The following is a 21,285-nucleotide window of genomic DNA, read 5'->3' as shown; positions in this document are numbered from 1 at the left end:
TAGCCCGGAATTCGCTTCGAAGTGGGACGTGTGGACAACTCGCCTCCGGAGCTCCGACGCGCCCTCGTCGCGATTTGACCCAGGAGCAGCGACGAGTGTCGGCGGCGTACGTCAGACTGGTTCCCGCAGTCGACGAAGAGCCAGCAACAAGCAGGAGGCGGTTCCGGTGAAGATCCGGGTGGAGCGCGACGTACTCGCCGAGGCGGTGGCCTGGGTGGCCCGCAGCCTCCCGGCCCGTCCGCCGGCGCCCGTACTCGCGGGCCTTCTGCTGAAGGCCGAGGACGGCGCCCTGAGCTTCTCGAGCTTCGACTACGAGGTCTCGGCCCGCGTCTCCGTCGAGGCGGAGGTCGAGGAGGACGGCACCGTCCTCGTCTCGGGCCGTCTGCTCGCCGACATCTGCCGCGCCCTCCCCAACCGTCCGGTGGAGATCTCCACAGACGGTGTACGGGCGACCGTCGTCTGCGGCTCCTCCCGCTTCACCCTCCACACCCTGCCGGTGGAGGAGTACCCGGCGCTGCCGGAGATGCCCACCGCGACCGGCACGGTCCCCGGCGAGGTCTTCGCCTCCGCCGCCGCCCAGGTGGCCATCGCCGCCGGCCGTGACGACACGCTGCCCGTCCTCACCGGTGTGCGCATCGAGATCGAGGGCGACACGGTCACCCTGGCCTCCACCGACCGCTACCGCTTCGCGGTCCGCGAGTTCCTGTGGAAGCCGGAGTCCCCCGATGCGTCAGCCGTGGCCCTGGTGCCCGCCAAGACGCTCCTGGACACCGCCAAGGCGCTCACGAGCGGCGACACGGTCACCCTGGCGCTCTCGGGCTCCGGCAAGGGCGAGGGCCTCATCGGCTTCGAGGGTGCGGGCCGCCGCACCACCACCCGCCTCCTGGAAGGCGACCTGCCGAAGTACCGGACGCTCTTCCCGACCGAGTTCAACTCGGTCGCGGTGATCGAGACCGCGCCGTTCGTCGAGGCCGTCAAGCGCGTCGCCCTGGTCGCCGAGCGCAACACGCCGGTCCGCCTGAGCTTCGAGCAGGGCGTGCTGATCCTGGAGGCCGGCTCCAGCGACGACGCACAGGCTGTGGAAAGGGTCGACGCGCAGCTCGACGGCGACGACATCTCGATCGCCTTCAACCCGACCTTCCTCCTGGACGGCCTGAGCGCGATCGACTCCCCGGTCGCCCAGCTCTCCTTCACCACGTCCACGAAGCCCGCGCTCCTGAGCGGCAAGCCCGCGCTCGACGCGGAGGCGGACGAGGCGTACAAGTACCTGATCATGCCGGTGCGTCTGTCGGGCTGACGAGCGGAAACGGGGGCATCGCCTGAGCGGCTGACCCCACAGGTGTGCGGCGGGGGCCGGGCGTAGGCTCGGTCCCGGGTACACCGCACACGACGCTTAAGGAATCTCTGATGGAGCTCGGTCTCGTCGGTCTCGGCAAGATGGGCGGCAACATGCGCGAGCGCATTCGCCGCGCAGGCCACACCGTCATCGGATACGACCGCAACCCGGACCTCGCCGATGTCCACAGCCTCGAAGAGCTTGTGGGCAAGCTCAAGGGCCCGCGCGTCGTGTGGGTGATGGTCCCGGCCGGTGCCGCGACCCAGTCCACGATCGACGAGCTGGCCGACCTGCTCTCCCCCGGCGACATCGTCGTGGACGGCGGCAACTCCCGCTGGACCGACGACGAGAAGCACGCCGAGGAGCTCGCCGCCAAGGGCATCGGGTTCGTCGACTGCGGCGTCTCCGGCGGCGTCTGGGGCCTGGAGAACGGCTACGCGCTGATGTACGGCGGCTCCGCCGAGGACGTCGCGAAGGTCCAGCCGATCTTCGACGCCCTCAAGCCCGAGGGCGAGTTCGGCTCGGTCCACGCCGGCAAGGTCGGCGCCGGCCACTTCGCGAAGATGGTCCACAACGGCATCGAGTACGCCATGATGCAGGCCTACGCCGAGGGCTGGGAGCTCCTGGAGAAGGTCGACTCCGTCACGGACGTGCGCGAGGTCTTCCGCTCCTGGCAGGAGGGCACGGTCATCCGTTCCTGGCTGCTCGACCTCGCGGTGAACGCCCTCGACGAGGACGAGCACCTGGACGGTCTCCGCGGCTACGCCTCGGACTCCGGCGAGGGCCGGTGGACGGTCGAGGCCGCCATCGACAACGCCGTCCCGCTGCCGGCGATCACCGCCTCGCTGTTCGCGCGGTTCGCCTCCCGCCAGGACGACTCCCCGCAGATGAAGATGATCGCCGCGCTGCGCAACCAGTTCGGTGGCCACGCGGTCGAGACGAAGAAGTAATCCACAGGCTGTGCACCCCGCGGTGCACAGCCGCCGGGGGAAGAAGGTCGGCGCCCACCATGCACGTCACGCATCTCTCGCTGGCCGACTTCCGCTCGTACGCCCGGGTCGAGGTTCCGCTCGACCCGGGCGTCACCGCGTTCGTGGGGGCCAACGGCCAGGGGAAGACCAACCTCGTCGAGGCGGTCGGCTACCTCGCGACCCTCGGCAGCCACCGCGTCGCCTCCGACGCCCCGCTCGTACGGATGGGGGCCGAGCGCGCGATCATCCGCGCCGCCGTCACCCAGGGCGAACGCTCCCAGCTCGTCGAGCTCGAACTCAATCCGGGCCGCGCCAACCGCGCCCGTATCAACAGGTCCTCGCAGGTCAGACCGCGTGACGTGCTGGGGATCGTCCGGACCGTGCTCTTCGCGCCCGAGGACCTCGCCCTGGTGAAGGGCGACCCCGGCGAGCGCCGGCGCTTCCTCGACGAGCTGATCACGGCGCGCACGCCGCGCATGGCGGGCGTGCGCTCCGACTACGAGCGCGTGCTGAAGCAGCGCAACACGCTCCTGAAGTCCGCCGCCATGGCGCGGCGGCACGGCGGCCGGGGCATGGACCTGTCCACCCTCGACGTGTGGGACCAGCACCTCGCGCGCGCCGGAGCCGAGCTGCTCGCGCAGCGGCTCGACCTGATCCACACCCTCCAGCCGCTCGCCGACAAGGCGTACGAACAGCTCGCGCCGGGCGGCGGACCGCTGCTCCTGGAGTACAAGCCCTCCGCGCCGGGCCCCGGGCAGAGCCGCGAGGAGCTGTACGAGCAGCTGCTCGCCGCGCTCGGCGAGGTCCGCAAGCAGGAGGTCGAGCGAGGCGTCACGCTCGTCGGACCGCACCGCGACGACCTGCTGCTGCGCCTCGGCGACCTGCCGGCGAAGGGGTACGCGAGTCACGGGGAGTCCTGGTCGTACGCGCTCGCGCTGCGCCTGGCCTCGTACGACCTGCTCCGTTCCGAGGGCAACGAGCCCGTCCTCGTCCTCGACGACGTCTTCGCCGAGCTCGACGCGCGGCGCCGGGAGCGGCTCGCGGAGCTGGTCGCGGGCGGAGAGCAGGTGCTCGTCACGGCGGCTGTGGACGACGACGTGCCGGGGATCCTCGCGGGGACGCGGTACGCGGTGGCCGGAGGGACGGTGGAACGGGTATGAGCGGCGAAGGCGACGGCGGCAAGGCGCAGGAATCCCCACAGGCTGTGGACAAGCCCGCGGTTCCGGAGGCGTCCGGTGTGGATCTCGCCCGGGTCGCGCTGCGCGCGGCCAAGGAGGCGGCCCGGGCCAAGGGTGCGGCGGCGCAGCAGAAGAAGCAGGCGCGGCGCGGGGGCGGCTTGCGCTCCGGCGCGCGCGCCGACGGGCGCGACCCCATGGCGCTCGGTTCGGCGATCAACCGGCTGATCACCGAGCGCGGCTGGGAGACGCCGGCGGCGGTCGGCGGGGTGATGGGGCGGTGGCCCCAGATCGTCGGGGAGGACCTGGCGAAGCACTGCGTGCCGGTGAAGTTCGACGACGAGCCGGACGCGCGGGTGCTGACGGTGCAGTGCGACTCCACGGCGTGGGCGACGCAGCTGCGGCTGCTGGCGCCGCGGCTGGTGGCCCGGCTCAACGAGGATCTCGGGCACGGGACGGTACGGCTGATCAAGGTGCTGGGGCCGCAGGGGCCGCGGCGGGGGTACGGGCCGTTGCGGGCGCCGGGGTCTGTGGGGCCGGGCGACACGTACGGCTAGAGCGCGGGCGGCTTGGGCGCCGGGCGGTACGGGGGTGGGGCTGGTGTCTATGGGCGCCGGCCCCATGTGCGTTCTGGCGGTACGGGCCAGGCCCTATGGGTGGCGGGTCCAAGCAGAGGGCGCCGTGCGCGTGGGCGTGTGTCCACCCGCCCCCAAGCTCTCGACTTCGCTCGAGCAGGGGGGACCCCCGGCCCCGGCGGAACGCATGCCCACAACGCGGTGCGGAACGCATGCCCACAACGTGGCCAGTGTCCGGTGGCGGGTTTCTGGGTGGAGGGTTATGGGGCGAAGCGCTGGGTGGCCGTCAGGGGGCTCTGGGGGGCCTGTCTGGATATGGGGAGTCGTCTTGGTCCCGGCGAGGGCGGCACATGCGGACTCAGGGACCGCCAAACCCCCATGAGTGTCGGCGCTACCGGTAGACTGGAAGACAATCCCGCCACCCTGCGGAACATGTCGAACGACGCAGCCGCTCCCGTATGCCCGGAGAACGGCCTGTGCTGTGCCAGAAAGGGCGCTTCGTGGCCGATTCCGGCAACCCCAACGAGAACAACCAGTACACCGCCAGCAACATCCAGGTTCTTGAGGGCCTGGATGCCGTGCGCAAGCGCCCTGGCATGTACATCGGCTCGACCGGTGAGCGCGGTCTGCACCACATGGTGCAGGAGGTCGTCGACAACTCGGTCGACGAAGCCCTGGCCGGCCACGCCGACACCATCGACGTGACGATCCTCGCCGACGGCGGCGTCCGCGTCGTCGACAACGGCCGCGGCATCCCGGTCGGCATCGTCCCGTCCGAGGGCAAGCCGGCCGTCGAGGTCGTCCTGACCGTGCTGCACGCGGGCGGCAAGTTCGGCGGCGGCGGCTACGCGGTCTCCGGTGGTCTGCACGGCGTCGGCGTCTCGGTCGTGAACGCCCTGTCCACCAAGGTCTCCGTCGAGGTCAAGACCGACGGACACCGCTGGACCCAGGACTACAAGATGGGCGTCCCCACGGCGCCCCTCGCGAAGCACGAGGAGACCTCGGAGACCGGTACCTCGGTCACCTTCTGGTCCGACCCGGACATCTTCGAGACGACCGAGTACTCCTTCGAGACGCTCTCGCGCCGCTTCCAGGAGATGGCCTTCCTCAACAAGGGCCTGACCATCCAGCTCACCGACGAGCGGGAGTCCGCGAAGGCCACCGTCGGCGCCGACGACCCGGACGCCGAGGCGACCGCCGAGCCGGCCGCGCGCACGGTCAAGTACCACTACGAGGGCGGCATCGTCGACTTCGTGAAGTACCTGAACTCGCGCAAGGGCGAGCTCATCCACCCCACCGTCATCGACGTCGAGGCCGAGGACAAGGAGCGCCTCCTCTCGGTCGAGATCGCGATGCAGTGGAACTCCTCGTACAGCGAGGGCGTGTACTCGTTCGCGAACACGATCCACACGCACGAGGGCGGTACGCACGAGGAGGGCTTCCGCGCCGCGCTGACGACGCTCGTCAACAAGTACGCGCGCGACAAGAAGCTGCTCCGCGAGAAGGACGACAACCTCACGGGTGACGACATCCGCGAGGGTCTGACCGCGATCATCTCGGTCAAGCTCGGCGAGCCGCAGTTCGAGGGCCAGACGAAGACGAAGCTCGGCAACACCGAGGCGAAGACCTTCGTCCAGAAGGTCGTCTTCGAGCACCTGACGGACTGGTTCGACCGCAACCCCAACGAGGCCGCGGACATCATCCGCAAGGGCATCACCGCCGCCACCGCGCGCGTGGCCGCCCGCAAGGCCCGCGACCTCACCCGCCGCAAGGGCCTGCTGGAGTCGGCCTCCCTGCCGGGCAAGCTCTCCGACTGCCAGTCGAACGACCCCACCAAGTGCGAGATCTTCATCGTCGAGGGTGACTCCGCCGGCGGCTCGGCCAAGTCCGGCCGCAACCCGATGTACCAGGCCATCCTGCCGATCCGCGGCAAGATCCTGAACGTCGAGAAGGCCCGTATCGACAAGATCCTCCAGAACACCGAGGTCCAGGCGCTGATCTCCGCCTTCGGCACCGGTGTCCACGAGGACTTCGACATCGAGAAGCTCCGCTATCACAAGATCATCCTGATGGCGGACGCCGACGTCGACGGTCAGCACATCAACACCCTGCTCCTGACCTTCCTCTTCCGCTTCATGCGGCCGCTGGTCGAGGCCGGGCACGTCTACCTCTCCCGCCCGCCGCTCTACAAGATCAAGTGGGGCCGGGACGACTTCGAGTACGCGTACTCGGACCGCGAGCGGGACGCGCTCGTCGAGCTGGGCAAGCAGAACGGCAAGCGGATCAAGGAAGACTCGATCCAGCGCTTCAAGGGTCTCGGCGAGATGAACGCCGAGGAGCTGCGCGTCACCACCATGGACGTCGAGCACCGTGTCCTCGGCCAGGTCACCCTGGACGACGCGGCGCAGGCCGACGACCTGTTCTCGGTGCTGATGGGCGAGGACGTCGAGGCACGCCGCTCGTTCATCCAGCGCAACGCCAAGGACGTTCGCTTCCTCGACATCTGAGTCGGTCTCAGCTGACCGTACGAAAGGACTGACGACCAGCAATGGCCGACGAAAACACCCCTGGCACCACCGAAGAGCAGGAGCCCGTCCTCCGGATCGAGCCCGTCGGGCTCGAGACCGAGATGCAGCGCTCGTACCTCGACTACGCGATGTCCGTCATCGTGTCCCGCGCGCTCCCCGACGTACGGGACGGCCTGAAGCCCGTCCACCGGCGCGTGCTGTACGCGATGTACGACGGCGGCTACCGGCCCGAGAAGGGCTTCTACAAGTGCGCCCGCGTCGTCGGTGACGTCATGGGTACGTACCACCCGCACGGCGACTCCTCGATCTACGACGCGCTCGTCCGCCTCGCCCAGCCCTGGTCGATGCGCATGCCGCTCGTCGACTCCAACGGCAACTTCGGTTCCCCGGGCAACGACCCGGCCGCCGCCATGCGGTACACCGAGTGCAAGCTCATGACGCTGTCGATGGAGATGCTCCGGGACATCGACGAGGAGACCGTCGACTTCCAGGACAACTACGACGGCCGGAACCAGGAGCCGACGGTCCTGCCGTCGCGCTTCCCGAACCTGCTGATCAACGGCTCCGCCGGCATCGCCGTCGGCATGGCCACCAACATCCCGCCGCACAACCTCCGCGAGGTCGCGGACGGCGCGCAGTGGTACCTCGCCCACCCCGAGGCCTCGCACGAGGAGCTCCTCGACGCGCTCATCGAGCGCATCAAGGGCCCGGACTTCCCGACCGGCGCGCTCGTCGTCGGCCGCAAGGGCATCGAGGAGGCGTACCGCACCGGTCGCGGCTCCATCACGATGCGTGCGGTCGTCGAGGTCGAGGAGATCCAGAACCGCCAGTGTCTGGTGGTCACGGAGCTCCCGTACCAGACCAACCCGGACAACCTCGCGCAGAAGATCGCCGACCTCGTCAAGGACGGCAAGATCGGCGGCATCGCCGACGTCCGCGACGAGACCTCGTCCCGGACCGGCCAGCGCCTCGTCATCGTGCTCAAGCGCGACGCCGTCGCCAAGGTCGTCCTGAACAACCTCTACAAGCACACCGACCTCCAGACGAACTTCGGCGCGAACATGCTGGCGCTCGTCGACGGTGTGCCGCGCACGCTCTCCCTCGACGCGTTCATCCGCCACTGGGTGACGCACCAGATCGAGGTCATCGTGCGCCGGACCCGCTTCCGGCTCCGCAAGGCCGAGGAGCGCGCCCACATCCTGCGCGGTCTGCTCAAGGCCCTGGACGCGATCGACGAGGTCATCGCCCTCATCCGGCGCAGCGAGACCGTCGACGTCGCCCGCACCGGCCTGATGGGCCTGCTGACGATCGACGAGATCCAGGCCAACGCGATCCTGGAGATGCAGCTCCGTCGCCTCGCGGCCCTGGAGCGCCAGAAGATCATCGCCGAGCACGACGAGCTCCAGGCGAAGATCAACGAGTACAACGCGATCCTGGCCTCCCCCGAGCGCCAGCGCACGATCGTCAGCGAGGAGCTGGCCGCGCTCGTCGAGAAGTTCGGCGACGACCGCCGCTCCAAGCTGGTGCCCTTCGACGGTGACATGTCCATCGAGGACCTGATCGCCGAGGAGGACATCGTCGTCACCATCTCGCGCGGTGGCTACGTGAAGCGGACGAAGACCGAGGACTACCGCTCGCAGAAGCGCGGCGGCAAGGGCGTGCGCGGGACGAAGCTGAAGCAGGACGACATCGTCGACCACTTCTTCGTCTCCACCACCCACCACTGGCTGCTCTTCTTCACCAACAAGGGCCGGGTCTACCGGGCCAAGGCGTACGAGCTCCCCGACGCCGGCCGCGACGCCCGCGGCCAGCACGTGGCGAACCTCCTCGCCTTCCAGCCGGACGAGCAGATCGCCCAGATCCTCGCGATCCGCGACTACGACGCCGCGCCCTACCTGGTGCTCGCCACCAAGGCCGGCCTCGTGAAGAAGACCGCGCTGAAGGACTACGACTCGCCCCGCTCCGGCGGCGTCATCGCCATCAACCTGCGCGAGCGGGAGGACGGCAGCGACGACGAGCTGATCGGCGCCGAGCTGGTCTCCGCCGAGGACGACCTGCTCCTGGTCTCCCGGAAGGCGCAGTCCATCCGCTTCACGGCGACGGACGACGCGCTGCGCCCGATGGGCCGCGCGACCTCGGGCGTCAAGGGCATGAGTTTCCGCGAGGACGACGACCTGCTCTCGATGAATGTCGTCCGGCCCGGTACGTTCGTCTTCACCGCGACCGACGGCGGGTACGCCAAGCGCACCCCCGTCGACGAGTACCGCGTCCAGGGCCGTGGCGGCCTCGGTATCAAGGCCGCCAAGATCGTGGAGGACCGCGGCTCGCTCGTGGGCGCGCTGGTGGTCGAGGAGACCGACGAGATCCTCGCCATCACGCTGTCCGGCGGTGTGATTCGTACGCGAGTCAACGAAGTCAGGGAGACCGGCCGTGACACCATGGGCGTCCAGCTGATCAACCTGGGCAAGCGCGATGCCGTCGTCGGCATCGCACGGAACGCCGAGGCCGGCGGTGAGGACGAGGACGTCGACGCGGTCGACGCCGAGACCGACGCCGAGACCGGTGCCGAGGCAGTCGAGGCAGTCGAGGGCACGGAGCCCTCGGCCGGGGAGCACGAGGAGTAAGAGCGTGAGTGGAGCCACGGGCGCCGGATCGGCGGCTGCCGGAGCTTCTGCTGGTGCTGGAGCGAACGGCGCCCGTGGCCCCGCCACGGACTCCCAGGGGGTTGCGGTGACGGACAGTCGAGGGCAGCAGTCCTCGTACGACAACTACAGCGGGCCTCTGCCCGGCGAGCGTGCCCACACGCAGCAGCCGAGCGGCCCGTACCACCCGCCGCAGGCGTACGGCGCTTCGGCGTCGGGCGGCCAGACGGGTGGCCAGGCGGCCGGTCAGGCCGGCGGCCTGGCGGGCGGCACGCTGGGCGGCCAGGCGGGCGCGGGGGCCGTGCGCAGGCCGCGTACGGGCGCGCGTACGACGCCGCGCACCCGCAAGGCGCGCCTGCGGGTGGCCAAGGCCGATCCGTGGTCGGTGATGAAGGTGAGCTTCCTGCTCTCCATCGCGCTGGGCATCTGCACGGTCGTGGCCGCGGCGGTGCTGTGGATGGTCATGGACTCCATGGGCGTCTTCTCCACGGTCGGCGGCACGATCAGCGAGGCCACGGGCTCCAACGAGTCCAACGGCTTCGACCTGCAGTCCTTCCTCTCGCTGCCGCGGGTCCTCACGTTCACCTCGGTGATCGCGGTGATCGACGTGGTCCTGATGACCGCCCTGGCGACGCTCGGCGCGTTCATCTACAACCTGTCCGCCGGGTTCGTGGGCGGCGTGGAGCTGACGCTGGCCGAGGACGAGTAGTCCTCGTACGCGCCGCGTGGGGCCGGTCCTTCGGAACCGATTTTGGGACTGGCCCCCACGTGCGCTAATGTTCAGGAGTCAGCGCGCGGGACACACACCGCAAAGCGCGGCGGGGCTATAGCTCAGTTGGTTAGAGCGCATCCCTGATAAGGATGAGGCCACAGGTTCAAATCCTGTTAGCCCCACAGTTCAGATCGACCCGGATGATTCGTTCATCCGGGTCGATTTGTTTGTACGGGGTTTGAAGCGCCCATAGGTCACCGATCGGTATCGGTCGATGTGTAGAGTGGGCGTCAGAACGCCAGAAGTCCCCCTACGTCAATGAAAGACGAGGTCTCGCGGTGAAGAAGCTTCTCCTGGTCGCACTGGCCGCCATCGGCGGGCTCCTCGTGTACCGCCAGATCCAGGCGGACCGCGCCGAGCAGGACCTGTGGACGGAGGCGACCGACTCCGTGCCCGCAGGTTCGGGTGTCTGAGACGAAGACCGTCTGACGAAGACTGTCCGTGGGTGAAGCCCCGGCCGCGCGAGTGCGGGCCGGGGCTTCGCTTTGCCTGAGCAAAACGATCAGTTGCTTACGTGAAGTCGAGGGGTGGCGCGTGAGAAAGCGGTCCGGGATCGGGCGGAGAGCGGCGGCGCTGGCCGCCGCCGTCCTGGCGGTGGTGGCGGGCGGGCCGGCGCAGGCCCTGGCGGCCGGTGGCGGCCCCCTTCCCCCGTACGCCTTCGACGCCAGGGCCGAGCGGGTCAAGGGCGCCGCCTCCAGCGCCAACGCCACCCGGCTGCGGCCGGGGCAGGTCTACCGCGACACGCTCAAGAAGGACGGCAAGGTCTACTACCGCGTCGACCTCGACGACCGGCTCGACGCCTACGTCTCCGTCGTCGCCGTCCCGAAGCCCGGCGGCCTCGTCGCGTACGGCGACGGCGTCAAGGTGACCCTCCAGGACGGCAGCGGCACCGACTGCGGCTACCAGCAGACGCTGTTCTCCTCCTCCGAGTACCCGCGCCCCCTCGCCGCGTACGCCCGCCGGATCATCGACCCCGACGCGACGAGCTGCCAGAGCGCGGGCGCCTTCTACGTCCTCGTCGAGCGCACCTCCAAGCCCACGTCCAGCGCGGACGACTGGGAGCTGGAGATCCGGCACCTGACCGAGCCCCGCCTGAAGAAGGCCGGGCCGACCGAACTCCCCGAGGTGTGGCCCTCCGCCACGCCGGCGCCGCCCACCGGCGGTCCGCGGCCGCGCCAGGGCGGGGACGGCCTCGCCGACGCCGCCTCACTGCGCGAGGGCGAGTGGCGCTCCGACATCAGGCCCGGCCAGACCCTCTACTTCCGGGTGCCCGTCGACTGGGGCCAGCAGCTCTTCGCCACGGCGGAGCTCGGCAGCAGCGCGACCGGGGACGAGTACGTCGGCAACGCCCTCGCGATCTCCCTGGAGAACCCGGCGTTCGGCCACGTCGACGAGTACTCCGGCAGCTACTCCGGCAAGCCCTCGACGCTCGCCCTCGACCCGCTGCGGCCGGTCGCCCACGAGAACCGGACCTCGTACAACGACGCCACCAACGGCATGCGCTTCGCGGGCTGGTACTACCTGTCGGCGACGCTCAGCCCGGCGATCGCCAAGGAGTACGGGGACGCGGCCGTGCCCCTGACGCTCCGGGTCCGCGTCACGGGCGCGGCGAAGCCCGGTCCCGGGTACGACGGGGACCCCGGTCCCTTCGCGGTGACCGCCGGGGACAAGGACGCGGCGGAGAGCGGCGCGAGCGGGGCCGAGGGCGTGGCGGCCGAGGAGCGGAGCGGGACCATGCGGGCCGTCGCGGTCGCCGGGATCGGGACCGGGAGCGCGCTCCTGCTCGGCCTGGGCGCGTGGACGGCGCTCGCCCGGCGCCGGACGGCGTAGGAGGGCGTAGGAGGGCGAGGGAGGGGCGTGGAGGGCCTGTAGGGGCCTTCTGGGCCCCTGGGGGCCTTGCGGCACCCGGTTCAGGTGTCAGGTCTGGGAGAGCGCCCAGAAGCCGACCGCCAGGCAGACCAGTGCCAGCAGGAACACCGGGACCGCGACCTTCGGGGGCGGTCCCGGACGGCGTCCGGGGGCGGGCGCGGCGACGGGAGTCCGGGGGACCGGCTGAGCGGCCGGGTGGGCGGCCGGGTGGGCGGCCGGGTGAGGCGTGGGCTGCCCGTACGGGGCTCCCGCCGTGGGGGCCTGGGCGAAGGCCGTCGGGGTCGGTGCCGGTGCCGGCGACGGCGGGACTGTCGGCGTGAGCGGCGGGGGCAGGTGGAAGCTGCCCGTCTCGGACGCCGCGCGGGCCGGGGGATGCGTCGGCGGCTGCGGCGGTACGGGTACGGGCGCGGGCGCGGGTACGGGGACGGGGACGGGTGCGGGGGCCGCGTCCGTCGGGCCGAGCGGGCCCTGCGGGCCGAACCCGGCCGGGAGCGGGCCGATCTGGTCGACGATCGCGACCGGCGGCTCGTCCGGTCGCGGCCCGGGCACCAGCTCGGCCGCCGCGTGCAGCGCCTTGCGCGCCCCCGTGGCCGTACGGAAACGGGCCCCCGGGTCCGGCTGGAGGAGACCGGCCAGGACCTGCCACAGCGGCTCGGGGACGCTCTCCGGGGCGCTCGGGGTGCCGTGCGCGCGGAAGTGGTCGACGAGCGCCCGGGAGTCCGGGCTCCGGCCGTGGAGCAGGTACAGGCCGACCAGGCCGACGGCGAAGAGGTCGGCGGTGAAGTCGGGTTCGGCGCCCATGAGCTGCTCGGGCGCGAAGTAGCCGGGCGTGCCGACGACGTAGTCGGTCTCGGTGAGGCGGGGCTCGCCCTTGCGCATGGAGATGCCGAAGTCGGACAGGCGCAGGTGCGGCCGCCCGGTGCCGGTGACGTCGAGCAGGATGTTGGCCGGCTTGATGTCCCGGTGCACGACCCCCTCGGCGTGGACCGTGGCGAGACCGGACAGCAGCTGGTCGAGCAGGGCGCAGACGAGGTGCGGGGGCAGCGGCCCGTTGTCCCTGACGACGTGCGCCAGCGAGCCGCCGGCGACGAGGTCCATGGTGAAGAGGACCTTGTCGTCGTCGGCGGCCCAGCTGGCCGGGGCGAGGACGTGCGGATGGTCGATCCGCAGCGCCTGCTCGCGGACGAAGCGGAGCAGCGTGTGCGCGTCGCTCTGCTGGAGCACCTTGGCCGCCACGTACCGGCGTCGGCGGTGGTCCCAGGCGCGCCACACCGCGCCCGCCCCGCCCCGCCCGATCGGGTCGATCAGCTCGTACCGGCCGGCGAAGACCTCACCCATCGTGCTGCGCCCGCTCCCCGTTGCGTCTGCTGTGCCGCTGCGTCCGTCGCTGCGTCCGTCGTTGCGTCAGTTCTGGTGCGACTCGTAGTGGGCGACCGCGTCGGCGGTGCGCCCGGCGCCGTACACCCGGAGGAACTCTGCCAGTTCCGGGTGGGCCGGGGCGAGGGAGTCGGCGGCGTCGATGATGTCGCCGGCGGCGGACACGGAGCGCAGCAGCGACTGGATCTCGCGGACGACGCGGCGCACGGTCGGGGCGCCCGTCCCGGCGGCGGCCGGGGCGGTGCCGGTGAGGACGGAGCCGCCCTGGGACTTCTTCACCTCGTCCATGCGGGCGGTGGCCTCGGCGGCGCTGACGCTGCCGTCGGCGACCTGGACGGCGAGCTCCTGGAGGGCCTGGACGCGCTGGACGACGGCCGGGTTGCCGATCTTGGCGCGCTGGCCGCTCATCAGCTGGGAGAGCATGGGCGCGGAGAGCCCGAGCACGGCCGCGAGACGGGCCTGATTGAGCCCGAGATCGTCGATCAGGCGACGGAAGAGCGCCCCCAGCGGCTCCCCGTACCAACTGCGCTGAAGCTCTCTGGCTCTTGCCGTGGCTTCCTGCTGCGCTGCGTCCATTACTGCTTCTCCCCATCCCTTAGGTTCGCCACTGCGAACCTCGTGAGCATCTTACGGAGCGTGGTCGTGGACCGGGAGTCCCAATCCTTTTGCCGGACATGGGGGGAGACCCGGTACGCTGTTCTCGTTCCGGGGCCTTAGCTCAGTTGGTAGAGCGCTGTCTTTGCATGGCAGATGTCAGGGGTTCGACTCCCCTAGGCTCCACGGAAGAACACCCCTCTGACCTGCTTCGACGCGGTCAGGGGGGTGTTTTCGTACGGGGCTGGGCCGGGGTTACGGGGCGAGGGCGGCGATGCCCTCGCGGGCCAGGGCCTCCGCGGGGCGGTTGCCCAGGGCGACGGCGAGCGCGAGGGCCTCGTGGTGGAGGCGGAGGGCCTCCTCGGGGCGGCCCGCGAGACGGCAGGTCTCGGCGTAGCCGTCGAGGAAGTGGATCTTCCAGTGGGCCTCGAAGACCTCGTCGAGCAGGGCGAACGCCTCCTCGTGCGCGGCGAGGGCCTCCTCGTACCGGCCCATCCGGCGCAACGCGACCCCCCGGCAGTTCAGGCACCACGCCTGGTTGTGGAGGTGGCCGTCGGCGCGGGCCGCCGCGAGGGCGCGGTCCAGGTGGGCCACGGCCTCGTCGGGGTGCTCGCGGGAGACGGCCACACCCAGGGTGATCCGGGCCGTGAGGACGGGCGGCCAGGACGGGTCGGCGTGGGGGGCGGCCAGGATCTCCCGGGCCCGGTCGGCGGCCTCCTCGCGGTGGCCCAGCTGGAGCATGGCCCAGGCCTCCGACGCGGCGGCGTGGGCCGCTCCCGCCGGGCTTCCGGCCTTCTCGTACAGCGCCCCGGCCCGCCGGAACAGGTCGAGCGGCTCCTCTGTCCGGCCCTCGTCCCAGCTCAGGTAGCCGCGGCGCAGGGCGAGTTCGGCCTCGGCCTGGGGGTCGCCGGCCCTGGCCGCGTGGCGGCCGGCCTCCTCGTACTGCTCCGAAGCCTCCGCCATGCGGCCCGCGTTGTAGCGCGCGAAGCCCAGGTCGCTGTGGGCCTCGGCCAGCCGGAGCGGGTCGCCGAGCCGCTCGGCGGCGGCGAGGGAGCGCTCGAACAGGTGGTTGAGGTGCGAGGTGCCGCAGCGGCGGGCGAAGTAGGACCGGAGGAACCGGGGCAGTTCGTACACGTGGGTGTCGGCCCCGAGGGCGGCCGCCGTCTCGAAGGCGGCGATGAGGTTTCCGTACTCCGTGACGAGCCAGCCGATGGCGGCGTTCTTGTCCGCGAACACCGGGAGAGCGGTGGGGACTTGGCCAGCGGAGGCCGGTCGGCCGGGCCCCAGGAAGGGGATCGCGGTGTCCGCCGCGGCCGTCGCGTGGACGTAGTAGTCGAGGGCGCGGTGGAGGGCGCGCTCCCGCTCGGACGGCGCGTCCTGCTCGGCGCACGCCCGGCGTGCGTGCTGATGCACCAGGTCGTGGAGGCGGTAGCGGCCGGGCACCGGCTCCTGGACGAGGTGGGCGTCCACCAGGTCCTCCACCGCGTCCCTCGCCTCGTACAGCGGCAGGCCCGCGAGGGCCGCCGCGCCGTACGCGTCGAAGGACTCGCCCGGAAGGAGGCCGAGAAGACGGAACACGCGCGCGCGTGGATGGTCGAGCTGGCGTACGGACATGGCGAAGGCGGCGGCGAACTCGGCGGCGAAGGCGTTGCCCGAGGCGTCCCCGGGCCCGCCGCCACCGGTGGCGCCGCCCTCCGTCATGCGGTCCACGAGGACGCCCACCGTCCACCCCGGCCGGTGCCGCAGCCGGGCCGCCGCGAGCCGCAGGGCCAGCGGCAGCCGGCCGCACAGCCGCAGCACCTCCGCCGTGGCCTCCGGGTCGCGGCCCAGCCTGCCGTCGGGGCCCCCGGGGTCGCCGCTGGCCCGGGCGAGGAGCTCGGCGCTCTCCTCCGGGGTCAGGACGTCCAGGGAGACCGGCGGCACCTCGTCCAGGCCGACCAGGCGGTTGCGGCTGGTCACCAGGGCGACCGAGGGGCCGGCCCCCGGCAGCAGCGGACGGACCTGCTCGGCGTCGGCGGCGTTGTCGAGGACGACGACGACCCGCCGGCGCGCCAGCTCCGAGCGCCAGCAGGCGGCGAGCTCCTCGATGCCCTCCTGCGGGACCTTCTCGGAGGGGACGTCGAGCGCGGAGAGCAGCATCCGCAGCGCCGAGTCCGGGTCGACCGGCGGGCGGCCCTCCGTGAAACCGTGCAGGTCGACGTAGAGCTGGGCGTCCGGGAAGTCGGCGGCGAGCCGGTGCGCCGCGTGCACCGCGAGGCAGGTCTTGCCGACCCCCGCCATGCCGTCGACCGAGACCGCCCGGTGGCTCTCCACGGCCGCCAGGACGGCGGCGAGCCGCTCCTCGCGGCCCGTGAAGTCGGGCGCGTCCCGGGGCAGGTCGTTGCGGGGCAGCGGACGGATCTGGCGGCTGCTCTTCGGCGGAGCCGGGAGCGGGTTCGAGGCCCGGTCCCACAGGGGCCGCAGGGGGCGCGGATCGCGCTTGACCAGGCGGCACAGGGCGACCACCGCGGGCCAGGGCGGCACCGTCAGGCCGTTGAGGTAGCGGGAGAGGGACGAGGAGCTGAGTCCCGCGTCCCGCGCGAGAGCCCGTACGCCGAGCCCGGACAGTTCGTGGAGCAGGCGCAGCCGGGCGGCCAGCTCGTCCTTCGGGTCGGATGCGGTCTCGTACTCGTCCACTTGCGGGTCCCCCGTCGTCAGTGCGGTGTTCCGTCCCGTACGGGCCGAAATCCTCCGAGCCAATTCCTCGCTGGTCAAGGGCGGTTCACCTGTCCCACGGTGTCCCACGCGCGTGGCGGCGGCGAGCGGGACGGGCTGTCATGGAGTCACGCCCCGAGGGAACGGGGCGGCGAACCGGGGCAACCGGAAGAGGTGAGGAGCGGACATGCGATCCCGACTGCGCGACCCCGTCGACGTGCTGCCCGCCGCGGGCCGGCCGGCCAGGGAACTCCTGGACGCCGTGCGCTCCGGCGGCGTCGACGGGCGGACGCTCGAACTGGTCCGGCTGCGCGTCAGCCAGATCAACGGCTCCGCCGCCGGGGTCGAGGCCGCCGCGGGGGCTGCCCGCGCCGCCGGGGTGGGCGACGCGCCGCTGACCGCGGTCGCCGCCTGGCGGGACAGCCCGCACTTCACCCCGGCGCAGCGGGCGGCCCTGGGCCTCGCCGAGGCCGCGACGCGGCTCGCCGACCGGCCCGACGCGGTGAACGACCGGGTCTGGGACCGGGCCGCCACCCACTACGACGAGCAGGGGCTGGCCGCCCTGATCCTCCTGATCGGCGTCACCAACCTGTTCGACCGGCTGGACACCACGACGCGCCGGATCGCCGGCGCCGCCGACATCCGTCACTGAGAGAGGGACATCACCATGGCGAAGAACCAGACCACCGAGACGTTCACGGCCGACGAGCGCGCCGCGATGAAGGAGCACGCCAAGGAGCTGCGGGCGGCCGCCCGCCGGGCCGCGAGCGCCGAGAAGGCGGCGGCGGACGAGGCGGACGTCCTCGCGAAGATCGCCGAGATGCAGGAGTCGGACCGGGTCATCGCCGAGCGCCTGCACGCCATCGTCAAGGAGGCGGCCCCCGAGCTCGCGCCGAAGACCTGGTACGGGATGCCGGCGTACGCCAGGGACGGCAAGGTCCTCTGCTACTTCCAGAGCGCGCAGAAGTTCAACGCGCGGTACGCGACCTTCGGCTTCAACGACGTGGCGAACCTCGACGAGGACGCCCTGTGGCCGGTCGTCTTCGCCGTCAAGGAGCTGAACCCGCAGGTCGAGGCGCGGATCGCGGAGCTGGTGAAGCGGGCGGTGAGCTGAGGCCGTCCGACGGGCCGCCGGGGGTGGCCAATGATCCGGACGGGTGGTGTTCATCGGAAGAACTGCGCGGCGGCGGCGTCGCTCCGCGGAATCCCGGCTCGCGTCCACATCATGTGGAAAGTACGTAAAGCGCGCAAACCGAGATGAACCATCCGGGAACACCACGAAAGTGAGGGGTCATGGCCACCGCCAAGGTCAAGCAGTTCTGGACCGCCTTCGTCTCCGTCCTCTTCGCCCTGCTCGCCTCCGTCGGCCTGGCGAGCCCCGCCGCCGCCGCGGGCCGGCAGCCGGCCGTCCGGCAGCCGGAGGAGACGGCCGGGACCACCGCCGTCACCGCTGCCGCCGCCGTCGCCCCGCCCGTGAAGCAGCGCGCGGCCGCCCTCGTACCGGCCCAGCGGACGCATCACCTGCCGATCGCCGGTGACCGCTCCCTGCCGCCCACCATCAAGCAGCGCATCGGCGCCGAGGCGCACGGCTCCTCGCCCTCGGTCCGCCAGCGCCGCGCCGCCGGCGCGGCCGAGAGCGACCCGGCCGCGCTGACCGAGCTCGCCCTCGCCGCGACGGCGGCGTGAGTCAGCGGCGCTCGTCCGGCTCCACGGCGTCGGCCTCGGCGACCTCGGTGGCACCCCTGATGTCCTCGACATCGGTGACACCGGACGGATCGGACCCGATCCCGTTGTCCCGCACCGGCTCCGTCTCCCGTACCGAAGCGCCCGAACGGTCCTCCACCTCGGTGGGAGCGGGCGGCTCGACCAGCCAGTCGGGGTTGGCCTGCTTGTCCCACCACTTCCAGACGGCGAAAGCCCCGCCGGCCACCAGGCCGGTGATCGCGACACCCTTGGCGAGGCGCCCGGCACGGGCCCGCCGCTCATGCTTCTTCACGATCTTCTCGATGTCCTTCGGCGTCACCTGACCGCGCAGCGCGGCCCAGGCGGCGGTGGAACGCGACCCGGCCTCCTCCAGGACGGGACCGGTCGCGGCGACCGCGTGCTCGACACGCGGAACGGTGTAGTCGGTCGCCTGACGGGCGGCCGAGCGGGTCATGTCCACCGCGCGGTGCGCGGCGGCGTCGACCTTCGGCGGCACATGCGGTGCCACGTAGCACTTGTACTGCGCACGCGCCTGTACTCGGGCCTTCTTGGCGGCCCTCGAGACCTTCGGCGCGATGCGCACCCGCGCCTCGTGCGCGTAGTGCGTGGCCTGGTCCTTGGCCGATTCCGCGTACGGCGCCACCACTTCCGCGGCGTGCAGGACACTCTCCTTCGCCGAATCTGTGGCGGCGCGCACGCTGTCCATGCGGGTCACGGGATTCCTCCTCCTCGGTGGCGACGATACTGGTTTGTCACCTTTCCACCCTTTTCGAAATCATGCCCGTCGGACCAGGGTCCGGCATGCGGGGCGGGCATCCGGGGCATGTGGTCAGGGTTTCCGGAGCATGCGGGCGGGGTTTGCGGAGCATGCGGGCGGGGTTTGCGGAGCATGCGGGCGGGGTCCCCGGTCCATGCGAGGATCGGGACGCCAGAGACAGACGAGGCGTCACACGACGTGGACGGAAGGCGACCGTGGCCGAGCAGCTGTACGCGATCCTCAAGACCAGCCTGGGCGACATCGAGGTCCGGCTCATGCCGTTCCACGCGCCGAAGACGGTCCGCAACTTCGTCGAGCTCGCGAGCGGCGAGCGCGAGTGGACCGACCCGGCGACCGGCAAGGTCTCCTCGGACCCGCTCTACGACGGCACGGTCTTCCACCGGGTCATCAAGGACTTCATGATCCAGGGCGGCGACCCGCTCGGGAACGGCACGGGCGGCCCGGGTTACCAGTTCGCCGACGAGTTCCACCCCGAGCTCTTCTTCGACCGCCCCTACCTGCTGGCCATGGCCAACGCGGGCCCGGGCACCAACGGCTCCCAGTTCTTCGTCACCGTCGGCGCCGCGACCTGGCTCAACCGCAAGCACACGATCTTCGGCGAGGTCGTCTCCCCGGAGAGCCGCAAGGTCGTGGACGCCATCGCGGCCACCCCCGTCGACCCGGGCACCGACCGTCCGCTCCAGGACGTGGTGGTCGAGTCCGTGGTGATCGAGAAGCGTTGACGACGTCGATGGAACCGACGTCCGGTCTCGCGCGCTGCTACCGCCACCCGGAGACGGAGACCGGCGTCCGCTGCGCCCGCTGCGACAAGCCCATCTGCCCGCAGTGCATGGTCTCCGCCTCCGTCGGCTTCCAGTGCCCCGACTGCGTCCGAGGCGGCTCGGGCACGGGCCACGCCGCCGACGCCAACGTGCCGCGGACGCTCGCGGGGGGCAGGGTGGCGGCCGACGACCGGTTCGTCACCAAGCTCCTCATCGGGATCAACATCGCGGTCTACGGCCTGGTGCTGCTGCTCGGCGAGCGGTTCGTCGACGAGCTCGTGCTCATCGGCTACGCCTACAGCCCGGCGCTCGGCGAGGTCGTCGGCGTCGCCGACGGCGAGTGGTACCGGCTGCTGACGTCGACCGTCCTCCACCAGGAGGTCTGGCACATCCTCTTCAACGTGATGGGCCTGTGGGTGATCGGCGGGATCGTCGAACCCGAGCTCGGCCGGATCCGGTACGCGGCCCTGTGCCTGCTCTCCGGGCTCTCCGGCTCCGTGCTCGCCTATCTCGTCGCCCCGCAGAACCAGGCCTCGCTGGGCGCCTCCGGCGTGGTCTACGGCCTGATCGGCGCCTGGGTCGTGCTGGCCCGCCGCAAGCGGCACGACATGCGGCCCGTGGTCCTCTTCGTGGCGCTGTCGCTGCTCATGACGTTCACCCGTCCGGGGATCTCCTGGGAGGCGCACGTCGGCGGTCTCGTCGCCGGCGCCCTGGTGACGTACGCGCTGGTGAGTGCTCCGCGGGCGCGCAGGGACCTCGTGCAGTACGGCGCCTGTGGACTGCTGTTGCTGATCGACGTGGGGCTCGTCCTGGCCAGGTCTGCCGCGCTCACCTGAGCGCGGGGGCTTGTGGACGAGCTTTTCCACGAGCTTTCCCCAGAGTTATCCACAGTGCGTGGCGGATCGTCCCCGCTCTGTGGGGAAACGCGCAGCCCCTCGCCTCTGACCTGGTGTTTTGCCAGGGAGGCGAGGGGCGTTTTCGATATTCGAGACCGTGAGCGAGCTCATATATCGGTCATACCGGCGTCAATCCCGTGCGAGTTATCCACAGATCTTCGTAAGTTATCCAGTGCTGTGCACAACGCTGTGGATAAGTTCTGGGGAGAGCTTGACGAGGGGCCGGGACCGGCCCTACGGGCGGGCTACTTCCACTGTGTGGAGACGCCGAACCCCGCCGCGATGAAGCCGAAGCCCACCACGATGTTCCAGTTGCTGATCGACTTGATCGGCATCGACCCGTCGGTGACGTAGAAGACCACGATCCACACCAGCCCGATGGCGAAGAGCGCCAGCATCACGGGCGCCACCCAGCTGCTGTTCGTCAGCTTGATGTTGGTGGCCTGCTTGGCGGGCGGAGGCGTGAAGTCGGCCTTCTTGCGGATACGTGACTTCGGCACGAGGGACTCTCCTGTCGATGCGCTGCGTGACCGCGCAGGGAACTGTGGCTGGCGCCGGGATGTGACGCAAGAGGATGCAAGCGGAAACCTGCGTCCCCCGGGCGTCCGTTAGC

19 protein-coding genes and 2 tRNA genes are annotated in these 21,285 nt (G+C 71.3%); 16 read left to right on the top strand and 5 right to left on the bottom strand.

All coding sequences use genetic code 11. The features are described from left to right. The first annotated feature begins 166 nt into the window (after positions 1-166). From dnaN to ACFC0Z_RS20470, 10 genes are all read left to right on the top strand, one after another. A complete protein-coding gene (gene dnaN / locus ACFC0Z_RS20515) occupies positions 167-1,297 on the top strand; it encodes a DNA polymerase III subunit beta (protein ID WP_041130169.1) in 1,131 nt (376 codons plus the stop codon). Between the two features lie 110 nt (positions 1,298-1,407). Then, positions 1,408-2,286, top strand: a complete 879-nt coding sequence (gene gnd / locus ACFC0Z_RS20510; RefSeq protein ID WP_360798279.1) for a phosphogluconate dehydrogenase (NAD(+)-dependent, decarboxylating) — start codon at positions 1,408-1,410, stop codon at positions 2,284-2,286. Positions 2,287-2,345: 59 nt separating this feature from the next. Continuing rightward, positions 2,346-3,467 carry a DNA replication/repair protein RecF gene (recF, locus tag ACFC0Z_RS20505; RefSeq protein WP_376439739.1) on the top strand — a complete coding sequence of 374 codons (1,122 nt, stop codon included), beginning with the start codon at positions 2,346-2,348 and terminating at the stop codon, positions 3,465-3,467. Beyond that, entirely contained in the window at positions 3,464-4,039 is a 576-nt protein-coding gene (locus ACFC0Z_RS20500) for a DUF721 domain-containing protein (protein ID WP_376439736.1), read from the top strand. Before recF ends, ACFC0Z_RS20500 begins: the two co-directional genes overlap by 4 nt. Positions 4,040-4,533: 494 nt before the next feature. Continuing rightward, complete coding sequence (gene gyrB, locus ACFC0Z_RS20495) at positions 4,534-6,564, top strand: DNA topoisomerase (ATP-hydrolyzing) subunit B (RefSeq protein ID WP_376439733.1); 2,031 nt, start codon at positions 4,534-4,536, stop codon at positions 6,562-6,564. A gap of 41 nt (positions 6,565-6,605) precedes the next feature. After that, a complete protein-coding gene (gene gyrA, locus ACFC0Z_RS20490) occupies positions 6,606-9,209 on the top strand; it encodes a DNA gyrase subunit A (RefSeq protein WP_376439731.1) in 2,604 nt (867 codons plus the stop codon). A gap of 106 nt (positions 9,210-9,315) precedes the next feature. Continuing rightward, a complete protein-coding gene (locus ACFC0Z_RS20485; protein WP_376439729.1) occupies positions 9,316-9,936 on the top strand; it encodes a DUF3566 domain-containing protein in 621 nt (206 codons plus the stop codon). Positions 9,937-10,047: 111 nt separating this feature from the next. After that, positions 10,048-10,121, top strand: a tRNA-Ile gene (locus tag ACFC0Z_RS20480). A gap of 156 nt (positions 10,122-10,277) precedes the next feature. Beyond that, positions 10,278-10,412 carry a DLW-39 family protein gene (locus ACFC0Z_RS20475; protein ID WP_003958712.1) on the top strand — a complete coding sequence of 45 codons (135 nt, stop codon included), beginning with the start codon at positions 10,278-10,280 and terminating at the stop codon, positions 10,410-10,412. Positions 10,413-10,533: 121 nt separating this feature from the next. Next, positions 10,534-11,829 (top strand): hypothetical protein, encoded by a 1,296-nt coding sequence (locus ACFC0Z_RS20470; protein ID WP_376439726.1) that lies wholly within the window; start codon positions 10,534-10,536, stop codon positions 11,827-11,829. Positions 11,830-11,916: 87 nt separating this feature from the next. On the opposite strand, the gene ACFC0Z_RS20465 is transcribed toward ACFC0Z_RS20470, so the two are convergent. Next, positions 11,917-13,206, bottom strand: coding sequence for a serine/threonine-protein kinase (locus ACFC0Z_RS20465; RefSeq protein WP_376439723.1), 1,290 nt, complete (start codon positions 13,204-13,206; stop codon positions 11,917-11,919). Between the two features lie 66 nt (positions 13,207-13,272). Next, a complete protein-coding gene (locus ACFC0Z_RS20460) occupies positions 13,273-13,821 on the bottom strand; it encodes a DNA-binding protein (RefSeq protein WP_376439720.1) in 549 nt (182 codons plus the stop codon). 131 nt (positions 13,822-13,952) lie between these two features. Between ACFC0Z_RS20460 and ACFC0Z_RS20455 the strand changes: the two genes are divergently transcribed. Next, positions 13,953-14,025, top strand: a tRNA-Ala gene (locus ACFC0Z_RS20455). A 69-nt stretch (positions 14,026-14,094) separates the two neighbouring features. Here the strand turns inward: ACFC0Z_RS20455 and ACFC0Z_RS20450 are convergent. Next, a complete protein-coding gene (locus tag ACFC0Z_RS20450; protein ID WP_376439717.1) occupies positions 14,095-16,515 on the bottom strand; it encodes a tetratricopeptide repeat protein in 2,421 nt (806 codons plus the stop codon). Between the two features lie 205 nt (positions 16,516-16,720). Here ACFC0Z_RS20450 and ACFC0Z_RS20445 point away from each other — a divergent pair, with 205 nt between their 5' ends. The 3 genes from ACFC0Z_RS20445 (at position 16,721) to ACFC0Z_RS20435 (ending at position 18,219) form a co-directional block, all read left to right on the top strand. Continuing rightward, positions 16,721-17,185, top strand: a complete 465-nt coding sequence (locus ACFC0Z_RS20445) for a carboxymuconolactone decarboxylase family protein (protein WP_376439714.1) — start codon at positions 16,721-16,723, stop codon at positions 17,183-17,185. Between the two features lie 15 nt (positions 17,186-17,200). Continuing rightward, positions 17,201-17,647: an iron chaperone gene (locus tag ACFC0Z_RS20440; RefSeq protein WP_376439712.1), complete on the top strand. Its 447-nt coding sequence runs from the start codon at positions 17,201-17,203 to the stop codon at positions 17,645-17,647. 179 nt (positions 17,648-17,826) lie between these two features. After that, positions 17,827-18,219, top strand: a complete 393-nt coding sequence (locus ACFC0Z_RS20435) for a DUF6344 domain-containing protein (protein WP_376439709.1) — start codon at positions 17,827-17,829, stop codon at positions 18,217-18,219. A 1-nt stretch (position 18,220) separates the two neighbouring features. Here the strand turns inward: ACFC0Z_RS20435 and ACFC0Z_RS20430 are convergent, their stop codons facing one another. Next, the gene (locus ACFC0Z_RS20430; RefSeq protein ID WP_376439707.1) at positions 18,221-18,952 is read right to left on the bottom strand and encodes a DUF5324 family protein; all 732 of its coding nucleotides are present in this window, start codon (positions 18,950-18,952) and stop codon (positions 18,221-18,223) included. 257 nt (positions 18,953-19,209) lie between these two features. Here ACFC0Z_RS20430 and ACFC0Z_RS20425 point away from each other — a divergent pair, with 257 nt between their 5' ends. Then, the gene (locus ACFC0Z_RS20425; RefSeq protein ID WP_376439705.1) at positions 19,210-19,737 is read left to right on the top strand and encodes a peptidylprolyl isomerase; all 528 of its coding nucleotides are present in this window, start codon (positions 19,210-19,212) and stop codon (positions 19,735-19,737) included. Positions 19,738-19,745: 8 nt separating this feature from the next. Beyond that, positions 19,746-20,612, top strand: coding sequence for a rhomboid family intramembrane serine protease (locus ACFC0Z_RS20420; RefSeq protein WP_376439702.1), 867 nt, complete (start codon positions 19,746-19,748; stop codon positions 20,610-20,612). A 305-nt stretch (positions 20,613-20,917) separates the two neighbouring features. On the opposite strand, the gene crgA is transcribed toward ACFC0Z_RS20420, so the two are convergent. Then, a complete protein-coding gene (crgA, locus tag ACFC0Z_RS20415; protein WP_376439700.1) occupies positions 20,918-21,172 on the bottom strand; it encodes a cell division protein CrgA in 255 nt (84 codons plus the stop codon). Positions 21,173-21,285: the final 113 nt, after the last annotated feature.

The organism is Streptomyces sp. NPDC056144 (assembly GCF_042264145.1).
GTDB lineage: Bacteria > Actinomycetota > Actinomycetes > Streptomycetales > Streptomycetaceae > Streptomyces.
This window is presented reverse-complemented; position numbering and strand designations above follow the sequence as displayed.